General features: G+C 44.8%; 15 protein-coding genes. 8 read left to right on the top strand and 7 right to left on the bottom strand.

Annotated features, from left to right (window positions below; genetic code table 11):
- The first annotated feature begins 10 nt into the window (after positions 1–10).
- Genes HZA77_08405 through nuoB form a run of 6 tightly spaced genes read left to right on the top strand, consistent with a single transcriptional unit; the run spans position 11 to position 7,398 of the window.
- Entirely contained in the window at positions 11–1,999 is a 1,989-nt protein-coding gene (locus HZA77_08405) for a hypothetical protein (GenBank protein ID MBI5375443.1), read from the top strand.
- Positions 2,000–2,002: 3 nt separating this feature from the next.
- Positions 2,003–2,938, top strand: a complete 936-nt coding sequence (locus HZA77_08410) for an NADH-quinone oxidoreductase subunit H (GenBank protein ID MBI5375444.1) — start codon at positions 2,003–2,005, stop codon at positions 2,936–2,938.
- Positions 2,939–2,954: 16 nt separating this feature from the next.
- Positions 2,955–3,608, top strand: a complete 654-nt coding sequence (locus HZA77_08415; protein MBI5375445.1) for a hydrogenase — start codon at positions 2,955–2,957, stop codon at positions 3,606–3,608.
- Positions 3,605–5,083 (top strand): NADH dehydrogenase FAD-containing subunit, encoded by a 1,479-nt coding sequence (locus HZA77_08420; protein ID MBI5375446.1) that lies wholly within the window; start codon positions 3,605–3,607, stop codon positions 5,081–5,083. Before HZA77_08415 ends, HZA77_08420 begins: the two co-directional genes overlap by 4 nt.
- Entirely contained in the window at positions 5,083–6,609 is a 1,527-nt protein-coding gene (locus HZA77_08425; GenBank protein ID MBI5375447.1) for an NADH-quinone oxidoreductase subunit C, read from the top strand. Before HZA77_08420 ends, HZA77_08425 begins: the two co-directional genes overlap by 1 nt.
- A gap of 9 nt (positions 6,610–6,618) precedes the next feature.
- On the top strand, positions 6,619–7,398 hold the full coding sequence (gene nuoB, locus HZA77_08430; protein MBI5375448.1) for an NADH-quinone oxidoreductase subunit NuoB: 780 nt from the start codon (positions 6,619–6,621) through the stop codon (positions 7,396–7,398).
- Positions 7,399–7,508: 110 nt separating this feature from the next.
- On the opposite strand, the gene HZA77_08435 is transcribed toward nuoB, so the two are convergent.
- From HZA77_08435 to crcB, 5 genes are all read right to left on the bottom strand, one after another.
- Positions 7,509–7,754, bottom strand: coding sequence for a MoaD/ThiS family protein (locus HZA77_08435; protein MBI5375449.1), 246 nt, complete (start codon positions 7,752–7,754; stop codon positions 7,509–7,511).
- Positions 7,755–7,819: 65 nt separating this feature from the next.
- The gene (locus tag HZA77_08440) at positions 7,820–9,559 is read right to left on the bottom strand and encodes an aldehyde ferredoxin oxidoreductase (protein MBI5375450.1); all 1,740 of its coding nucleotides are present in this window, start codon (positions 9,557–9,559) and stop codon (positions 7,820–7,822) included.
- 166 nt (positions 9,560–9,725) lie between these two features.
- Positions 9,726–10,502 carry a DUF72 domain-containing protein gene (locus tag HZA77_08445; protein ID MBI5375451.1) on the bottom strand — a complete coding sequence of 259 codons (777 nt, stop codon included), beginning with the start codon at positions 10,500–10,502 and terminating at the stop codon, positions 9,726–9,728.
- 38 nt (positions 10,503–10,540) lie between these two features.
- Positions 10,541–10,882 (bottom strand): DUF190 domain-containing protein, encoded by a 342-nt coding sequence (locus tag HZA77_08450; GenBank protein MBI5375452.1) that lies wholly within the window; start codon positions 10,880–10,882, stop codon positions 10,541–10,543.
- 8 nt (positions 10,883–10,890) lie between these two features.
- Positions 10,891–11,268 carry a fluoride efflux transporter CrcB gene (gene crcB / locus HZA77_08455; GenBank protein ID MBI5375453.1) on the bottom strand — a complete coding sequence of 126 codons (378 nt, stop codon included), beginning with the start codon at positions 11,266–11,268 and terminating at the stop codon, positions 10,891–10,893.
- Between the two features lie 149 nt (positions 11,269–11,417).
- Between crcB and HZA77_08460 the strand changes: the two genes are divergently transcribed.
- Together HZA77_08460 and HZA77_08465 are read left to right on the top strand one after the other, a co-directional pair.
- A complete protein-coding gene (locus tag HZA77_08460) occupies positions 11,418–12,353 on the top strand; it encodes a bile acid:sodium symporter family protein (GenBank protein MBI5375454.1) in 936 nt (311 codons plus the stop codon).
- 12 nt (positions 12,354–12,365) lie between these two features.
- A complete protein-coding gene (locus HZA77_08465) occupies positions 12,366–13,214 on the top strand; it encodes a uroporphyrinogen-III synthase (protein MBI5375455.1) in 849 nt (282 codons plus the stop codon).
- A gap of 366 nt (positions 13,215–13,580) precedes the next feature.
- Here the strand turns inward: HZA77_08465 and HZA77_08470 are convergent, their stop codons facing one another.
- Together HZA77_08470 and HZA77_08475 are read right to left on the bottom strand one after the other, a co-directional pair.
- On the bottom strand, positions 13,581–16,028 hold the full coding sequence (locus HZA77_08470; protein ID MBI5375456.1) for a TonB-dependent receptor: 2,448 nt from the start codon (positions 16,026–16,028) through the stop codon (positions 13,581–13,583).
- A gap of 14 nt (positions 16,029–16,042) precedes the next feature.
- On the bottom strand, positions 16,043–18,679 hold the full coding sequence (locus tag HZA77_08475) for a TonB-dependent receptor (GenBank protein ID MBI5375457.1): 2,637 nt from the start codon (positions 18,677–18,679) through the stop codon (positions 16,043–16,045).
- Positions 18,680–18,688: the final 9 nt, after the last annotated feature.

An 18,688-nucleotide genomic window follows, 5' to 3' on the forward strand; every position in this document is an offset into this window, starting at 1 on the left:
GACATTTCCAATGTTCTATATTCTCATAGCAATCAGTGTTTTCATAATCAGCGGTTTCGGCGCACTTGCAACCCGCAGGTCTCCGATAACAGCCTCAGGTATTGGAGCCGCAGGCGCAATAGCAGGCTCTGTTGCCGGGCTATTCCCGGCAAGCCGGATCCTTACCGGAGGAAGCTCTGAATCATTCCATGCTTCATGGAATATACCATACGGCTCCTTTAACATCGGACTGGATGGTCTTTCCGCATGGTTTGCTGCAATTATCCTCGGATTGTCCATTATAGCCGCAATGTACGGCTACCGGTATCTCATGGCTTACAGGGAGAAAAAATCTCTCGGGACGCCGTGGTTCTTCTTTAACCTGCTCATTGCAAGCATGCTCATGGTCGTCATCGCAAGAAACGGGATATTATTCCTTGTTGCATGGGAGATCATGTCTCTCTCATCTTTTTTTCTGGTCACATTCGAAAATGAAAAAGAACATGTGCAAAAAGCCGGCTGGACTTATCTTGTTGCAACGCACACAGGCACAGCATTTTTATTCGTCATGTTTATTCTGCTTGGAGGCAGGAGCGGCTCTCTTGACTTTGAACGGTTGGGTCAGGTAAACAATCTTTCCCCCACAGTCATAACCATAATATTCTTATTTGCCATTGCCGGATTCGGCACAAAGGCCGGTTTTGTTCCGCTCCATGTGTGGCTTCCTGAAGCACATCCTGCCGCGCCAAGTCATGTATCTGCCCTGATGTCAGGAGTCATGATCAAAACAGGCATTTACGGCATTATGCGGATCTTAATGCTTCTTGGCACGCCGCAACCATGGTGGTGCTGGATGATGGTAGGGATTGGATTGAGTTCAGGTATCATTGGTATTCTCTTTGCGCTTACCCAGCGTGAGCTTAAACCTTTGCTTGCATATAGCAGTGTAGAAAACATCGGAATCATAATGACAGGGCTTGGTCTGGGATATCTCGGGCTGAGTTTCGGATCCTTTACAGTAGCGATACTTGGTTTTGGAGGTGCACTGCTTCATGTCATGAACCATGCAATTTTCAAGGGTTTGCTTTTTTTAGGCGCAGGCTCGGTGATACACAGTACAGGCACGGGAAACCTCGACCGTCTCGGAGGTCTTCAAAAAAGAATGCCGTGGACAGGGATGACATTTCTCACCGGCGCGGTTGCAATCTCGGGACTGCCTCCGCTTAATGGATTTATCAGTGAGTTCATGATCTATTCGGGCGCATTTTATTTAATCATTGCAAATCACGGGGAGACAGCAGGATTGATGCTCGCAATTATCGGAGGTCTAGCCCTGATAGGCGGACTTGCCGCCACCTGTTTTACAAAAGTTTTCGGAATATGTTTTCTTGGCGAACCAAGGACAAAACATGCCGCAGACGCTCATGAGCCGGGTCTTTTAATGCGGATACCGATGTTGATTCTTTCTGCTGCATGTCTCTTTATCGGGATATTCCCCTATGCTGTTGTAAAGCTCCTTATACCCGTTTTAAGAGATATAACCGGAGGAGGCGCAGGAGCTATTGAAGAAAGCATGAGAAAAGTCACAGACATGCTTTCATTTATCGCAGTTTGTGCATGCGGAGTCTTACTTCTCGCATGTGTGATAGCGATTATTCGCCATATACTCCTCAAGGGACGAAAGACAGAAGAAACTGTTACATGGGACTGCGGATATGCAAAGCCTTCACCGCGAATGCAATACACTTCATCTTCATATCCTGCGGTGCTGACAGGACTTTTCAGCAAATTCATCTGGTTAAAAGGAAGAGGTCTTCCGCCAAAAGGTTTTTTTCCTGCGCACGCATCATTTGCAAGCGAACCTGAAGATACTTTTCTTGAAGGCTTTTATCAACCTGTCTTCAATGTAATAAACCATGGCATATCCAAACTGAAGTGGCTTCAGCGCGGAAAAGTGCAGGTTTATGTTCTTTATATTGCCCTTACACTTTTAATCCTTTTAATCTGGGGGCTGATGTAACGGATGGAAACTCTTTCATTTATTCCTCTATTTATTCCTCTATTTATTCCGCCATTAATGGCCATAATTTTATCACCACTTATCCCCGGAGTGATAAACCGTACCAAGGCGTTATTTGGAGGAAGAAAAGGCCAGCCTATTTTTCAGCTTTATTACGACCTCTGGAAACTTGCTGGCAAAGGAGCTGTTTACAGCCGTACGACATCATGGATCTTCCGGGCAGGCCCCATAGCAGGACTGTCTTCTGTTTTGATAGCGCTAACTCTCATTCCTTTCGGCGGGATCAGGGCTCTTATTGCTTTTAACGGCGACATCATACTGTTTGCGTACATACTCGGTCTTGGCCGTGTTTTTACTATCCTCGCAGCGCTCGACACAGGGTCAAGCTTTGAAGGTATGGGGGCAAGCCGCGAAGCACAGTTTTCAACCCTTGCAGAAGTCACACTTTTTTTAGGGCTTTCAGCGGTTGTGATCAAGACCGGGACATTTTCTATCTCAGGAATCTCTAAGGCTTTATCACTTGATACATGGACAAGCTCTTTGGCAGTACTTGTTCTTGCAGGTATCTCCATTCTCGCCGTATTCCTTACCGAGAATTGCCGTATCCCGGTAGATGACCCTAACACACATCTTGAACTCACTATGATTCATGAAGTAATGGTGCTGGACCACGGAGGTCCTGATTTGGCATTGATTCTTTATGCAGGAGCATTGAAGCTCTGGGTGCTTGGTGCACTGATGGCCGGAATAATCCTTCCTGTACTTAGCAGCAATTACTGGATGAACATCCTGATGACATCAGCTTTTCTGTTCATACTTTCTGTCAGCGTCGGGATCATTGAATCAACAATGGCAAGGCTCAGGCTTCGCAGGATTCCGCAACTCCTCATCGGAGCAAGCGCAACCGCGGTCATTGCACTTGCCCTGGCGCTAAGGTGATATCTAAGGTGATATAATGATAAATTTCTTTGATGCCATAATGATCGTATTTATGATCACAAGCCTTCTTCTTCTCGGCTCAAGCAGGCTTGCAGGCTGCATACGGATCGTTGCATTGCAGGGGATACTCCTAAGTCTTCTGCCTCTCATGGTAAGCGGGGGCGGGTTAACTATCGACTCATTGATCCTTTCTATAGGGACAATCATTTTAAAGGGGATGGTCTTCCCGTGGTTATTGTCCCGTGCAATCCGTGAGGCCGAAGTACGTCGCGAAGTAGAGCCTTTTGTAGGCTACATAACATCGCTTGGCTTTGGAGGTGCGGCATTCGTAATCTCATTATGGATAGGCTCACGGCTTCCAGTCCCTCACGGGGAAGCTTCATCTCTTACATTGTCCGTTGCATTCTTCACTATTTTAACAGGATTTTTCCTTATAGTCACAAGGCGGAAAGCCATAAGTCAGGTGCTTGGGTATCTTACGCTTGAAAACGGAATCTATACTTTCGGGGTAGGACTCGCATACGATGAGCCTCTCCTTGTTGACCTTGGAATATTACTCGATATTTTCGTTGCCGTATTCGTCATGGGTATCACGCTTTTTCATATCAACCGTGAGTTTGACAGCATAAGCACCGACCAGCTCGTAGAATTGAAGGACGGAGAAAAATGATCTCAGCATTGATATTAGTCCCTCTCTTTGCAGGTATCGCGGCGCTGATCCTGCGAAATAATATTTGGCGCAGGGGATTGCTGTTGATCACTGCGATTTTCCACACAGGTATGACTTTGTCAGCATGGTCGGTGAAACCAGCACCTTCACTTGAAGGATGGCTTGCTTTTGATGCAATAGGTCTTCTGTTTCTCACGATAACAAGCCTTCTTTTTTTCTTCTGTAGTTTATATGCGATCAATTATCTGAAAAACGAACCGCCTGTAAACCATGAGGACTTTGAAGAAAGGGTTTTCTTTTCAAATGCACCTGAAGCAAGGTTCACCGGATGTCTTCTTTTTTTTCTTGCAACCATGACCCTTGTCCCGCTTTCCCAGCATTTCGGGATACTCTGGGTATCAATTGAAGCAACGACGCTTGCCAGTGCGCCGCTTATCTTTTTTCACAGACATCACAGGTCTCTGGAGGCGACATGGAAATATCTGCTTGTCTGCTCTGTCGGAATCGCAGTTGCATTGCTCGGCAATTTCTCCCTTGCCGTAGCTGCCTCCATGGAAAAAGGGAACCATATCTCCATGGTCCTTGGCGAGATGATAAAAGATGCACCACATCTTCATATCCCGTGGCTTAAAGCAGCTTTCATATGTTTTCTGGTAGGCTATGGGACAAAAATGGGGCTTGCTCCGATGCACACATGGCTTCCTGATGCTCACAGTGAATCACCTTCAGTAGTCTCCGCACTTCTCTCAGGAGCGCTTCTAAACTGCGCCTTTGTAGGGATATTAAGGGCATATCAGATTTGCTCTGCCGCGGGAATCGCACAGTTCAGTCAGAAATTACTTACTGTATTCGGTCTTTTTTCAATGCTTGTAGCCGCAGTTTTCATTATCGGCCAGACCGATTACAAGCGGCTTCTCGCATATTCAAGCATAGAACACATGGGTATCCTCTCTCTCGGTGTCGGTATCGGGGGAAGCGCAAGATTCGGCGCAATCCTTCATGCAATCAATCATTCGTTTACAAAGGGGATGCTTTTTCTTCTGGCAGGGAACATCCTTAGTTTTTATAAAACCAAGGACTGCGGCAGGGTCAAGGGGATATCACGCATCCTTCCTCAATCAGGAGCATTATGGATAGCCGGGCTCTTTGCGATTACCGGTTCTCCTCCATTTGGCTCATTTATAAGCGAGTTTCTCATATTGAAAGGCGCCATTGAAAGCGGACACTTCATCGCAGCATCAGCATATCTCCTGTTTCTGGCCCTGATTTTCATAGGGATGGCAACCGTCATGATGCCAATGGTACAGGGAACCCCGTCAGAAGAGATTAAAAACCTCAAACCGGGAAAAGAAACCCTGCTTTCAATAATACCCCCAGTGGCGCTCGGTATTATAATGGTAGTGCTTGGCATCTATATTCCCTCCTTTCTAAGCCGTGCGGTTGAGCAGGCATCTAATATGTTGGGAGGATTCTGATGGATAATTTTCCTTTTTTAAATATCTATAACTCCGTAGCCGTACCCTTTGAAAACATTCCATTACTTGATATTTCCCGGTTCAGAAAAGAAGTTATAGAGTATGTTGAAGCCGGGGCAAGGATTGTGTCATTGTTCGGTTTTAGAAGAAAAGATAATTCTGTCCTTCTCATAGCTGTTATTGCGCAGGATCAGACCGGAGTCCTGTCTCTTGCGGCCAGTGAATGCGGGAATACCTATAAATCATTGACACCCGACTGCCCGCAGGCGCACTGGTTTGAAAGGGAAATAGCAGAACAATTCGGCATCCATCCTGAAGGTCATCCATGGTTAAAGCCGGTCCGTTTTCACTTACCATTTGGCGCTGAAAAGAATAAGCAGAAACAACATCAGGGAGAGAAAGAAATGCTTCCGGGCGTTACTGATTTTTTTGAAGTCGAAGGTGAAGAGGTGCATGAAGTCGCAGTCGGCCCTGTTCACGCAGGGATAATCGAGCCGGGACATTTTCGTTTCCAGTGCCACGGAGAAAAAGTCCTGCACCTTGAGATATCACTTGGCTACCAGCACCGCGGTATAGAGCAGGTTATTCCCGGAGGACCTGACAAGCGCACAATCCACTACATGGAAACACTTGCCGGCGACACTTCGGTGGGACATGCTTCCGCATATTGCCATGCCGTTGAGGCATTGGCAGGATGCAATATTTCCGCAAGGGCGCAGACTCTTCGGGCAGTCGCCCTTGAGCTTGAACGCCTTGCAAATCACACAGGAGATCTGGGAGCGCTTTCCGGAGATATCGGCTATCTTCCGACAGCATCATATTGCGGAAGGCTGCGCGGCGATTTTCTCAACATGACGGCGCTCCTTTGCGGAAGCCGTTTCGGACGCGGGTTTATAAGACCGGGAGGAACAGCATTCGACACAGATGAAGCTCTCGTCTCAGAACTTTTAAAAAGGCTTGAACGTGCAACGGAAGAGACAGCAGGGGCTGTAAACCTGCTCTGGGAAACTGCAACCGTTGTGGGAAGGTTTGAAGAAACAGGAAAACTTGAACGGGAAACCTGTGAAGCTTTAGGAATCGTGGGCGTTCCTGCAAGAGCAAGCGGCATAGTGCGTGACGTAAGGTTCGATTTTCCATACGGCTACTTCAGGTTCTCTCAAATCCCTGTATCCACGTGGGGCTCAGGTGATGTATTTGCCAGAGCTTATGTTCGCTGGCTTGAGATACAGAGGTCTGCAGATTTCATCCGGCAGGAGCTTAAAACAATGCCCGATGAAAAGGTGAAAACCAGCATAGGTAAATTATCTTCCGATTCACTCGTAGTATCACTCGTTGAAGGCTGGCGCGGGGAGATCTGCCATGTAGGGATAACAGATGAGAACGGCCGCTTTTCCCGCTATAAGATAGTCGATCCTTCATTCCACAACTGGTTCGGGCTTGCAATGGCCATGCGCAATGAGGAGATATCAGATTTTCCTTTATGCAATAAAAGTTTCAACCTTTCATACTGCGGACATGATTTGTAAGGTAAAAATATGCTGAAGGTCTTAAAAGAGCGTTTTAAACAGGGTAAATGTACAATTGCCTATCCGGCAGGAGATGCACCTCCTCTGCCGAACCGCTTTAGGGGATATCCTGCGATCGACCGGTCTAAATGTCCCGACAACTGCCGCGCCTGTATAGACGCATGTCCTGTGGGCGCTGTTTCATTTGTTGTTTCATCTGCACTTTCATGTAATGACAAGACAATTCAGATTGATTTAGGTAAATGTCTTTTCTGCACCGAGTGCACAGATGCATGCACAGGGAAAGCAATAAGCTTCACGAAAAATCACGAGCTTTCAAAACATAAGAGGGAGAACCTGATTTTAAAAGCAGGCGAAACAATGAATGTTGAGACAGGGCTTGATAAAAAAATAAAAAAACTTTTTGGCAGGTCTCTAAAGCTCCGCCAGGTCAGCGCCGGAGGATGCAACGGCTGTGAGGCTGATATAAATGTGTTGAGCACCATAGTCTATGATCTTGGCCGCTTCGGCATTCAGTTTGTCGCATCGCCACGCCATGCAGATGGCCTGCTCATAACAGGCCCGGTCACTGAAAATATGAAACTTGCCCTTGAAAAAACTTATGCTGCCGTACCGTCTCCAAAGCTTGTCATTGCAGCAGGCGCTTGCGCTATCTCAGGAGGTCCATATATTGGCCACTGTCAGGCTAACAACGGAGCTGACAGCATAGTACCGGTTGATTTATATATCCCGGGCTGTCCGCCCCATCCGCTTACAACTCTTCACGGTCTGCTAATGCTAAAAAAGTAAGTAAAAAAGAGAGTAAAAAAGGGACGCAACCCTTATAAAAATTAAAAAGGGGACGCAACCCTTATTAAAGAAAAGTAAAAAAGAAAGAAAAAAAGGGTTGCGTCCCCTTTTTAATTCCCGCCGGCGACAGGTGGGAAAATCGCAACGCGGTCGTTTTCTTTTACAATGTAATCAAGCTCGGCATGGACGCCGTTCACGATTATGATCTTTGTTTCTTCTTTTGGTATGCCAAGCAGTTTAAGAAGACTTTCTATTGAAGTGTTGTCTTCAATATCTATCATCTTCCCCTTCGCAAGATCAAGGTCCGGCATATATTTCAAAAGGGTAGCATAAGCTCTGACTTCGATTTTCTGCATAAAAAATTACCTTGCCTCAAAAAAAAGCCTGCCGTCCGAGCGAGACGGCAGGCTTGAAATTAAACTTATAGTTTTGCCCAGACCTGATCCAGCTCAGCCGGGGTGATACCGAAATTGATGTTATGCGGAGGACATGTTTCAAGGTCAAAGAACTCCGGAAGCCTGTCGTCGTTCTTGTTGAAACCTGCTGCCTCGTTGAATTTGAGCTCTGTGCGGATAATGCTCTTGCCAAGCTCGATAATATCAGGAACCGTGAATGTGATTCCGTACTGAGCACTGATCATATCTGCAATAGCCTGCAATCCTTCTGGCATATCAAGGCATGCAATCGCAACAAATAGACAAAGCCCTGTTGCATCAACAGCCGCTGTTGCAACCTGCATATCCCTTGAGCAGTCAACCTGTCCCTCTTTCTTAAGAGGATTGATATCGCCGCCTACCTTGAGGATGTTCTGGCATACAGAATAACCTGCTGTATGGTCTGCGCCCATTGTGCTTGTGGCATAGGTTACGCCGATACCTTTTACTGTCCTCGGGTCATAAGCAGGAAGCGCCTGTCCTTTAACAACAGGAACGCGGGTAATCCCGTATATCTTGCCGAGAACTGCTGCGCCCTGTCCTACTATTCTGCCGAGAGGCGTTTTCTTTCCTACTTCTTCAAGGACTTTGATAAAGGAAGCTGCATCGCCAAACTTTGCAAGCCCTGCTTCTGCAGCAACTGCAAGGGTAACTCCTGCTTCTATCGTATCAATTCCCACGTCATTGCAAATCCTGTTCATTATCGCAACGCTGTCAATGTCGCCAACTTCAAGATTGCCGCCCAATGACCATGCTGTCTCATATTCAACTGGAGCACAAAGTGATTTACCATTCTTGTCAGGGAAAATATTGGAACACCTGATTACGCATCCTGGATGGCAAACATGTACTGCTTTTCCTTCACCGCCGCGGCTCTTACATTCTTCAGCTATCTTTTCTCCGCTGATTCCTGCTGCGCCTGCAAAACGGCCGTTCCTGAAATTCCTGGTCGGGAATCCGCCTGCTTCATTCAGGATGTTGACCAGAACTGCTGTCCCGTAGTTGGGAAGCGCTTCACCTGTAACCGGGTGCTTTAACAGGACCTGGCTGAAAATCTTTGCTGCTGCCTTGAATTTCTCTTCATCTTTGATGGCAACCTTACCTGCGCCTGCATCATCAACGACTATTGCCTTTAGTTTCTTTGAACCCATAACTGCGCCTAAGCCGCCTCTTCCTGCAAACCTTCCTGAGCCGCCTTCAGGGTCGCATACGGAGATTCCGGCATTCGCCATTCTCTCTTCACCTGCGGGTCCAATGCTGATTACGCCAACGCCTTTGCCGTGCTTGTTCCAGAGCTTCTCAACTGTCGCATAGGTTCCAAGACCTGCAATGTCATCTGCTGAAACGAGTTCCGCGCCATCTTTTGTAACTTTCAGAAGATGCCACTTGTTGTCTTTAGGTTCACCTTCAATGATGATAGCCTTGACATTGTTCTTTGCGAGCTTCTGGCTTGCGATACCTCCGACGTTCGATTCTTTGATCGTGCCGGTAAGAGGACTCTTTCCGCCAAAAGACATCCTGCCTGAGCATGCTGCAGATGTGCCGCTTAAAACTCCGGGCGCTGCGATAAGCTTGTTAAGCGGTCCCAGAGGATTGCATGTCGCCTGAATTTCGTCTGCAACTATCTGCGAAGTCAGACTGCGTCCGCCTAGCAGTGCATACTTAGCCGGGCACTTCTCCTCTTTCACTTTCAGTGTGGTCATATCCACTCTGATGATTCTGTCCATAAATTTCCCCCTTCGAGTTTAAATTTGCTTCTTTACTGAACTTGCAATATTAGTCCGGTAAGCCGGTATTTTTCGAATGCTCACTCGATACTAAATAATAGAAATAAAGCACGTCGTCAAGCTAATTCTCTGACCGTCTGCATCTTCCCGATTAATCATAAAAACCCTATTTATCCGATTCCATTATTTCCCTGAGCCTCTTTGCATTTTTAACCGCATTACCCCGGTAATGGTTGTTCATATAGACCAAAGTACTCTTGCTCTTTTCATCAAGGGCTTTTATCTTCGGCACCCACCCGGCAAGCTCAGCATCTGTGTAGGAATAATCATATCTCTCAAATGCTTCCTTATGATCCCACCACTTTTCACTGTTTCTCCCATGGAACCTCACATATGCAACATCCGACGTAGAGACACCAACAGGAGGCATAAGCCCTTTTAACTGAGGCTCGTCAACACATACATATCCGATATTTTTCTCTTTAAGGAATGAGAAGGTGTTTTCAGAAATCCATACACGGTTTCTGAATTCAACGACCATAGGCAAGGGATTAAACTCTTCATTAAGCACAGTTATATATTTCATCCCCGCCGAGACATCCTTAAATGAATAGGGAAACTGGAAAAGGAGTGCCGCAAGCTTCCCTTCATCAACAAGGGGCGACAACGAATCTTTAAATTGCCTGATTATCTCAGGAGGGCATTGAGGTTTATGAGTTATATCCTGAAATGCCTTTACGGAAAAGCTGACTTTCCCCCCGCTCTTTTCAAGCATTCTTTCAAAGATATTACTGTCAGGCATCCGGTAGTAAGAGAAATTGAGTTCGCAGGTATCAAAATATTTCGAGTAATAAGCGAGAAACTCCCCCTGCGGCATCTTATCCGGGTAGAAAGCTCCGCGCCAGTCATCATAGCTGAAACCTGAGGTGCCAATGGATATCATGAAACATCTGCTTTAAGGCATAAATTGCCAGCTTAATCTTATTTCGGTTTTCCGGCTCTGTAAAAACGGATCTGGACTTTTTCAAGAGTTGCAAGCCCTTCCGGAATGGCATCGTCGATTACCGGAAGGAAGTTTTCTATCTTGTCTTTCGTATCAACTATTTCAACTACGATTGGCAGGTCAGTTGAAAGGCGGAGTATCTTTGCAGTGTGTACGCGGCTATGAGCCCCGAACCCTTCAAGCCCGCGCAGAACCGTAGCTCCTGCAAGCCCGAACTCCCGCGCCTTTTTCACTATCCATTCATAGAGCGGGATACCGTCATGTTTGTCGCTTTCTCCAATGAAAATACGAAGTAAATGTCCTTCTTCCGGCAAAACCATATATCACCTCACATAAAACGTGAAACAACATTACCAAGCCATACGGCAGAAAGCCCAAGAACAACCTGAAGCGCAACATTTGCTAAAGCTGCCAGTGTCTCACCATCCTGCGCAAGAGCGAATGTCTCATATCCGAAGGATGAGAATGTGGTGAAACCACCAAGAACTCCTATGAATAAAAAAAGTCGGCTTTCGCCTGTAAATAGCTGCCGGGATTCTGAAAGCCCGCCAAGAAGACCTATAAGAAAACAACCGCAGATATTAACCGCAAGCGTCCCGAATGGAAACGATGAGTTATTAAGTATCCTGTGCACCCAGCCTCCAGCGAGATATCGCGACACAGAGCCGAGAAATCCGCCAATACCAACTATAAGAATATTCCTCATTTTTTTATCTATAACATAAACTATTGCAGACAATAAATTGAATTTTTGGTCGCTAAAAACTTCAGCACACATCTAATGCGAAGATTATTTACATAATAATTTTATTTTTGTAAGATAAAATTGTTTATTCAATTGCGGGAAAATTTCAAATGACTAAAAAAATTGCATCATTTATTCAGGATTATCTTGTCCTCAATGTAATGATCTTTTCTGCGCTCGCATATTTAGTGCCCTTCTGGGCTCTTTCAGCGGCTCCATACCTGAATTATTTTTTTGCCATTACTATGTTTTGCGTTGGAATGCTTATGCCTAAAAAACAGGTAGAGATGTTGAGGCAGAAACCAACGCGTGCGATCTCAGGTACGGCAATGCAGTTTTTCTTTATGCCGCTGCTTTCATTTCTTGTGGTATGGATTTTCAGGATAGACGGAGATGCACGCACAGGCATATTAATTGCAGGAGCAGTGCCGGGAGCAATGGCAAGCAATCTCATGTCACTTCTTGCAGGGGCTGACGTGGCTCTTTCCGTATCCATAACATCGCTATCAACTATTGTCTCTCCTATACTTACCCCAATGATGCTTATGTTTTACGGGGGAGGGAAACTCGAACTTCAGTTCTTCTCAATGGTATTGAGTATTCTCTGGATGGTAGTAATTCCTGTTATCGCAGGATACATTACCAAAACCCGTTTTGAAAAGACTATCGAGGGAGTAACGGTTTATCTTGGAGCAATAGCATCAATAACAATAATATTGATTGTCTCAATCGTTGTCGCATCGAACCGTGAACATATTCTTTTTTCTTCACTATATGTCCTTGCAGCTCTCATAGTTCTGAATTTCGGAGGGTATCTCTGCGGTTACGGCGGGGGAGCCATTTTAAGATGGAATGTGGAGGCAAGAAAAACTGTAGCCATTGAGGTAGGGATGCAGAATGCAGGGCTTGGAACGGTTCTTGCTCTCAAGCATTTTTCAAAGGATGCAGCCATAGCGCCTGCTATTTATACAGTTCTTTGTCTTGTTACTTCCTCTATCCTGGTAAATTTCTGGGAATGGAGGATGAAGAAAAAGTCAACCAGGTAAGAGGAGAAATAAATGGGAAAAGTAATAAATATAGATTTTAACCAGAAGTTAATAGCAAAGGAAGAGCTTCCTTTGTTTGGAAAACATATTCTTATAACATCTCCGAGAAATTATGCCGGGATCCTTGTAAAGTATCTTGTAGAGCGCGGCGCAAAGCCGGTATGGATGCCAACAATCGAGATAGAACCTGTGAAGGATTACCATGCTCTCGACAATGCCATAAACGGACTTTCTGGCTATGACTGGGTCGGCTTTTCAAGCCGTAATGGAATAGAGGCATTCTTTAAAAGGCTTAACGTGCTTAAAATAAATCCACAAGAGGCTTTCAGAAAAACAAAGACCTGCGCCATAGGAGCAGACAGCGAGGCATTGGAATCAAGAGGGATAACACCTGACCTTATCCCCGAGGAGGCTAGTACAGAGGGAATAGTTGAAGAAATGAAAAGAAGAAACATCAAAAGCGGCAGGATCCTCCTTCCAGTACCTGAAGTAATCGGGATGAAGGAGCCGCGCATTGTACCGGAATTCGTTGCAAGGCTTAAACGTTTAGGGATGGATGTGGAACGGATACCTGCATATACAACGGCTCCCGTAAAAAACGGTTATGATTTAGAGAAAAAAATGCTGATTAATTGTGAAATAGATGTTGTTACTTTTACAAGCTCTGCGGAAGTTGACAGCATGCTGTCAATCTTAGGCAATAGAAAAGAAGCACTCAACAGCACGACAATAGCCTGCGTCGGACCTTATACCGGAGCAACAGCAAAGAATATGGGGCTTGATGTCAAGATCATGCCTGAAAACAACTTCTCATCTTTTCATTGCCTGATTGAAGAAATGGAAAGGTATTTCGGGAAATAATACCCTGTAGCCTATGGCTTGCCAGTCCCGCGCAGGCTTAGAACTACATGCGCCTTCTGCGGGACATGCCAAGCCATAGGCTAAGCACTGCAGCTCATACTTTATAGAAGTTTCGTATTTTAATCTGAAGCTCCCCCAGCAGGAGTTGAAGGAATCATTATATGTAAGGTTTTGTCATTTCATCAGACTCGCCCGCTGATCATATTCATTTCATGGCTGGCTTAGCGTTTAAACTTCTTGTTAACTATATCCAAGCAAGGATTTAGCTGAGGCAGTCTGCATGGAGCGCATGAATTTTTAAGCGAAACGCAGACTGCCTCAGCTTATGCTTTACAGGAAACTTGTGCTTTGATTTAAATATGAGAACTAAAATTTAGTCTCGATACCGGCTATGTATCTTGCAACTGCGGATGGGAATCCTCCATCTTCGTAGTAGAATTTACTGAAGATATTTTCTATCGCAAAGGTGAGCTTCATCTTCCCGTCAAACAAAGGCTGTGCCATCTTTAAATCCCATATCCAATGCTCAGGCTGGCGTAGTGAACCGCCGGGATATACGGCAGTCACAAAATGAGTGGTGCTCTTAAAACGCCCTTCAACATCAAACCATAGACCGAATGGAAAAGTATAATTGGAGCCAATCTTCAATATATGGGTAGGAGTGAACTCCATTCTACTCCCATCCTTAAACTTAGGCCCTATGGCTGTTCCGTTAACGGCAATAAAAAGTCTTTGAGGAGCTCCCTGACTGAAGTCAAAGGGATTGGGGTTTCCTGCAACATGTCTCTGGAAAGTATATGCAACATTGATATCCCATTTTCCCAATGGAGTAAATTGAAGTGCTGTATCGAAACCCTGAGCCACTGCATCAGGGCCATTGATAAATGTATACGCCGTGTAGTTAGCGAAATTCTTGCCTGATCTGTACTGCTGCTCTGGCGAAATTCCGAGAACTTCTTCGCTGTAAGTCGAACCATTGTATCGGACACCATTTCTATCCCTGCCAACGAAACCTAATGGCACAGGGATTTCAATATCAGAATAATCATCATAAAAATAAGCGATGTCACCGCTTACGTATTTAGTTGAGAACTTAAAACCCATCTCATATGTCCAGTTCACTTCAGGTTTCAAATCAGGGTTGCCAAAAAGAATGCCATTTGACTGGGCAAAGGCGAATTTATCTGTAAACCCCGGGAACCTTCTTGCTCTTCCAACTGAAAAACGAAGGCTTGTTCCGGGACTGAACTCGTAATTTAAGCCCGCTCTCGGGGAGAATTCATCATCAAGATCATCTATAAATGTTGTTGCCTGATCCCATCTTCCGCCAAGGGACAATGTAAAGTTTTTAACATAAAGTAGATCATTAAAAAACAGGGAATGAATATTCCTTTTTTCACTTGGGTTTAAATATCCCAAAGATTTTGATGTGCTCTTAGTCCATCTGTATTCCTGACCGACAGTCAATATATTCCCGTCAAAGATATCAGACCTGTAACTTAAATCATTTGCAATGCTAAAACTCCTGTTAATGAGTTCGTCATGAATAATGGAAAAAGGATTTTCAGGGTCGCCATTTGCAAACATGTCTCTTAGACCATTTATAGTTTCTTCTTCCGGGCTATAGTCAATATAATCATTTACTAGAATAGCGTCTGCCATGTCAGTGCTCTTCATAAGACCAGCCCTGAAATTGTATGTAAGCCCTGGCGTTATCTCCCATCTGTCTGAAATATTAAGTGTGTCCTTCCTGTTTTTAATCCTTATTAAATACTGCGAGAATATCGCACTAGGTCTTTCAAGCGGCATATTACCCGGAGAAACAACATTGTAAAAATCAACATAAGAATACCCCGGCATTATTCTCAGGGTATTTCCTTTAAAGAGATTGAAGCCAAGATTAAGGTTAACAGAATATCTCTCAGACTTATCATGGTCTCCAACATCTATAAGTTCATTGAGATCCTCTCCTAATTTGAATGGGATTTCTCTTCTGCCGCCGGGGAGAACCTTTGTTCCATCAGGAAACCTGCCCATTCCGGGATTGTTCTTTGCAAAAAGGGTGTATGCACTTCCTACCCTATTTTTATCAGCAGTGGTAAACCCGCTTGAATGAACATAATCAGCGCTTATTGCATAGTCAAAATACTTGTTGCCCCAGCCATGAAACATTGAATAGTTCTCATATAACTCTCTTTCAGCACTTCTTCGCCGCTGGTAAGTCCCATAGCTAACCTTGGCATCTGTAATAGGTTTCAATGTTCCTTTCCTGGTGATGATATTTACAACACCTGCTGAAGCCTCTGTGCCGTAGCGTGCCGATAATGCTCCTTTTAAAATCTCGATTTTTTCGATATTGACAGATGGAATCTGGTAGATGTCTGCATAACCGGTTGCAGGGTCATTGTATGGAATACCATCTATAAGAAGCTTTATCCCGCTCGATGCGATTCTTGGCGGAACAGCAGTCCTTCCCCTGATCTTTATCGTTTTCATCATTATCGATGAACTCGATTCAGTTTCTACCCCAGGAACATAAGTAAGGAAATCTGCTGCATCAACCGGAGAAGGGATTTTTTCAAAATCCTTTTCTGAGATTCTTTCAGAAGAGACAGTATTATCACTCAGCTCTTCTTCTGCTGAATAAGCTGCACCTGTCTGGAAAAAAAACATGGTAAATATTAGGAGTGTTGTAGTTCTCAAGCAGATGCAAGATTTTCGCGTAAGACGCGAAAGTTGCCAGTGAGAAAAGCGGAGCATACTTTTTCCGTATGTGAGCATTTTCGATCCGGCAACTGACAAAGTATTATGCAAAATATTGCATCTGTTTAAAATTTGGTCTCCAACCCCCAAACATACCTCGCCACATTGGACGGTATTCCGCCATTTTCAAAATAGAGCTTGCTGAAAACGTTCTCTATGGAAAAGGTAAGTTTCGCCTTGCCATTAAATAAAGGCTGCGCCATCTTGAAATCCCATATCCAGTGCTCGGGTTGCGGAAGTGTTCCGCCGGGATACACAGCAGTCACAAAATGAGTGGTGCTCTTAAAGCGCCCCTCTACATCAACTCTCAGGTCGAATGGAAAAGTATAACCGGAACCTACTTTGAATATATGGGTAGGATACCACTCGAGTCTGTTGCCTTGCTCAAGAAGTGGTCCTATTGGTATCCCGTCAGCAGCAATGAAAAGTCTCTGAGGAGTTCCCTGACTGAAGTCAAAAGGATTGGGATTTCCTACAATAGCCCTCTGGAACAGGTACGAAAGTGAAATCTGCCAGTCTTTTGTTGGATTTATTTCAACAGATGTATCAAATCCCTGGAAAACAACATTAGGTCCGTTTATATAAGTATTGCTCCTTTGTTGTTCAAAATTCTTGCCAGTGGCTGCCTGTGCTGCTCTTGAAATACCAAGAACCTGTTCCGAATAAGCCGCACCGTCTGCAAATCCCAATGACTGCAGGGTCACGGGAAGTTCAAAATCCGAGTAATCATCATAGAAGTATGCGATATCGCCATTTACATATTTAGTCGAGAACTTGAATCCGAGTTCGTATGTCCAGTTAATTTCCGGATCTAAGGCAGGATTCCCGAAAGAACGTCCATTTGACTGAGCAAGTCCGAATTTTCTTGCAAACTCAGGAAACCTTCTTGCCCTTCCAATTGAAAAACGGAAACTCGTGCCCGGAGAAATCTCATAATTAAATCCAACACGAGGTGAAAACTCATCATCAAAATCATCGATAAACGTTGTAGCCTGGTCCCATCTGCCGCCAACTGAAAATGTCAGGTCCTTTATAACAAGCATATTCTGAAAAAACAGGGAATGAATATTCCTTTTAACGCTCGGCTGTACATAACTTAAGGTGGGCGATGAGCTTTTTGTCCATTGATATTCCTGGCCTATTGTAAGCGTGTCGCCATCTAAAATGTCAAATTTGTAGCTTAAGTCATTTGCAAATGTGAAGCTCCTGTTTAACATAAAGTCAGGGGCAGGTGAAAATGGGCCACCTCCTCCTACGAAACCGTCTTTCAAACCAGATACCGCTTCCGTCTCCTTATCATAGTCAATAAAATCATTCACAAATAGGAAATCAGCGATATCAGTGCTTTTTATTAGTCCCATCCTGAAATTGTAAGTAAGATTCGGGGTGATATCCCATTTGTCAATTATGTTAAGAGCATCCCTTCTGTTAAGTATCCTTAAGCCTGACTGGAGAAATGTTTCACTTGGTATTGATATAGGTATGTTTCCGGGAGAGAATATGCTGTAGGAGTTAAGAAAGGAATAACTCGGGTTGATTCTCAGCTTATTCCCTTTGAACAGATTAATGCCAAGGCTAGCACTTGCTGAATATCTCTCAGCCTTGTCATGGTCACCAACATCAAAAAGCTCGTTGACATTTTTCCCCAGCATAAAAGGGATTTCCCTTCTGTTGAGAAGAACCTTCGTACCATCAGGAAGACGCCCTTGCCCGGGATGGCTTTTGGCAAACAGGCTGTAAGCGCTTCCAACCTTATTGGTATCTGCGCTCGTAATACCGCTTGTATGGGCATACGCCACGCTTAATGCATAATCAAAATACTTATTTCCCCAGCCGTGACTGAAGGTATAACTTTCATATAACTCTCTTTCAGCCCTGCTTCTGCGCTGGAATGTCCCGAAACTTGCTCCTGCAGATGTATAAGGTTTAGTCTGCCCTTTCCTCGTTATGATATTTATGACACCCGCTGCTGCCTGACCACCGTACTGTGCTGATGAAGCACCTTTTACAACCTCGATCCTCTCGATGTTCTCGGAAGGTATCTGGTAAATGTTCGCATATCCTGACGCAGGGTCATTTGAAGGTATGCCGTCAACAAGGAGAAGTATCCCGCTTGATGCGGTACGCGGAGGGGTTGCAGTCCTTCCTCTTATCTTTATCGTCTTGGTAAAAGGAGATGAGCCGCTTTCCATCTGTACACCCGGGGTATAAGCAAGAAGATCAGCAGCATTTGTTGCAACCGGGACTTTCTCAATATCCCTGGAAGACACTACAGCAACCGAAGCTGTTGTCTTTGAAAGGGGAATATTAAGCCTTTCTCCCGTGACTACGACTTCCTCACCTTTGATGGCAAGGGCTTCCTCCATTTTTAAATTGACTTTGGTTGTTTCCCCTTCAAGTACTGTTACATTCAATGCCTCAGAGGGTTTATATCCTAAAAGTTCAGCCCTTAGCTTATATGTGCCGGGTTTAAGACTTATCTCATATTCTCCCTTTTCATTCGTATAAACGATAATGTCCGTTCCTTCTACGGTTACAGCTATACCGGGAAGAGGCGTTTTGCTTGCCTCATCTGTGACAGTGCCTGAGATATTTCCTTTTTCTGCCGCAAAGGAAGCTAAAGTGCCGGAAAAAGATAAAATCAAAAATAAAGCAAAAAGCACGGCAAACCAGTATCTCCCCCCTAAAAACCTGAAAGTCATGCGGTGTCC

This window comes from Candidatus Schekmanbacteria bacterium (assembly GCA_016219965.1).
In the GTDB taxonomy this organism is placed as follows: domain Bacteria; phylum Schekmanbacteria; class GWA2-38-11; order GWA2-38-11; family J061; genus JACRJM01.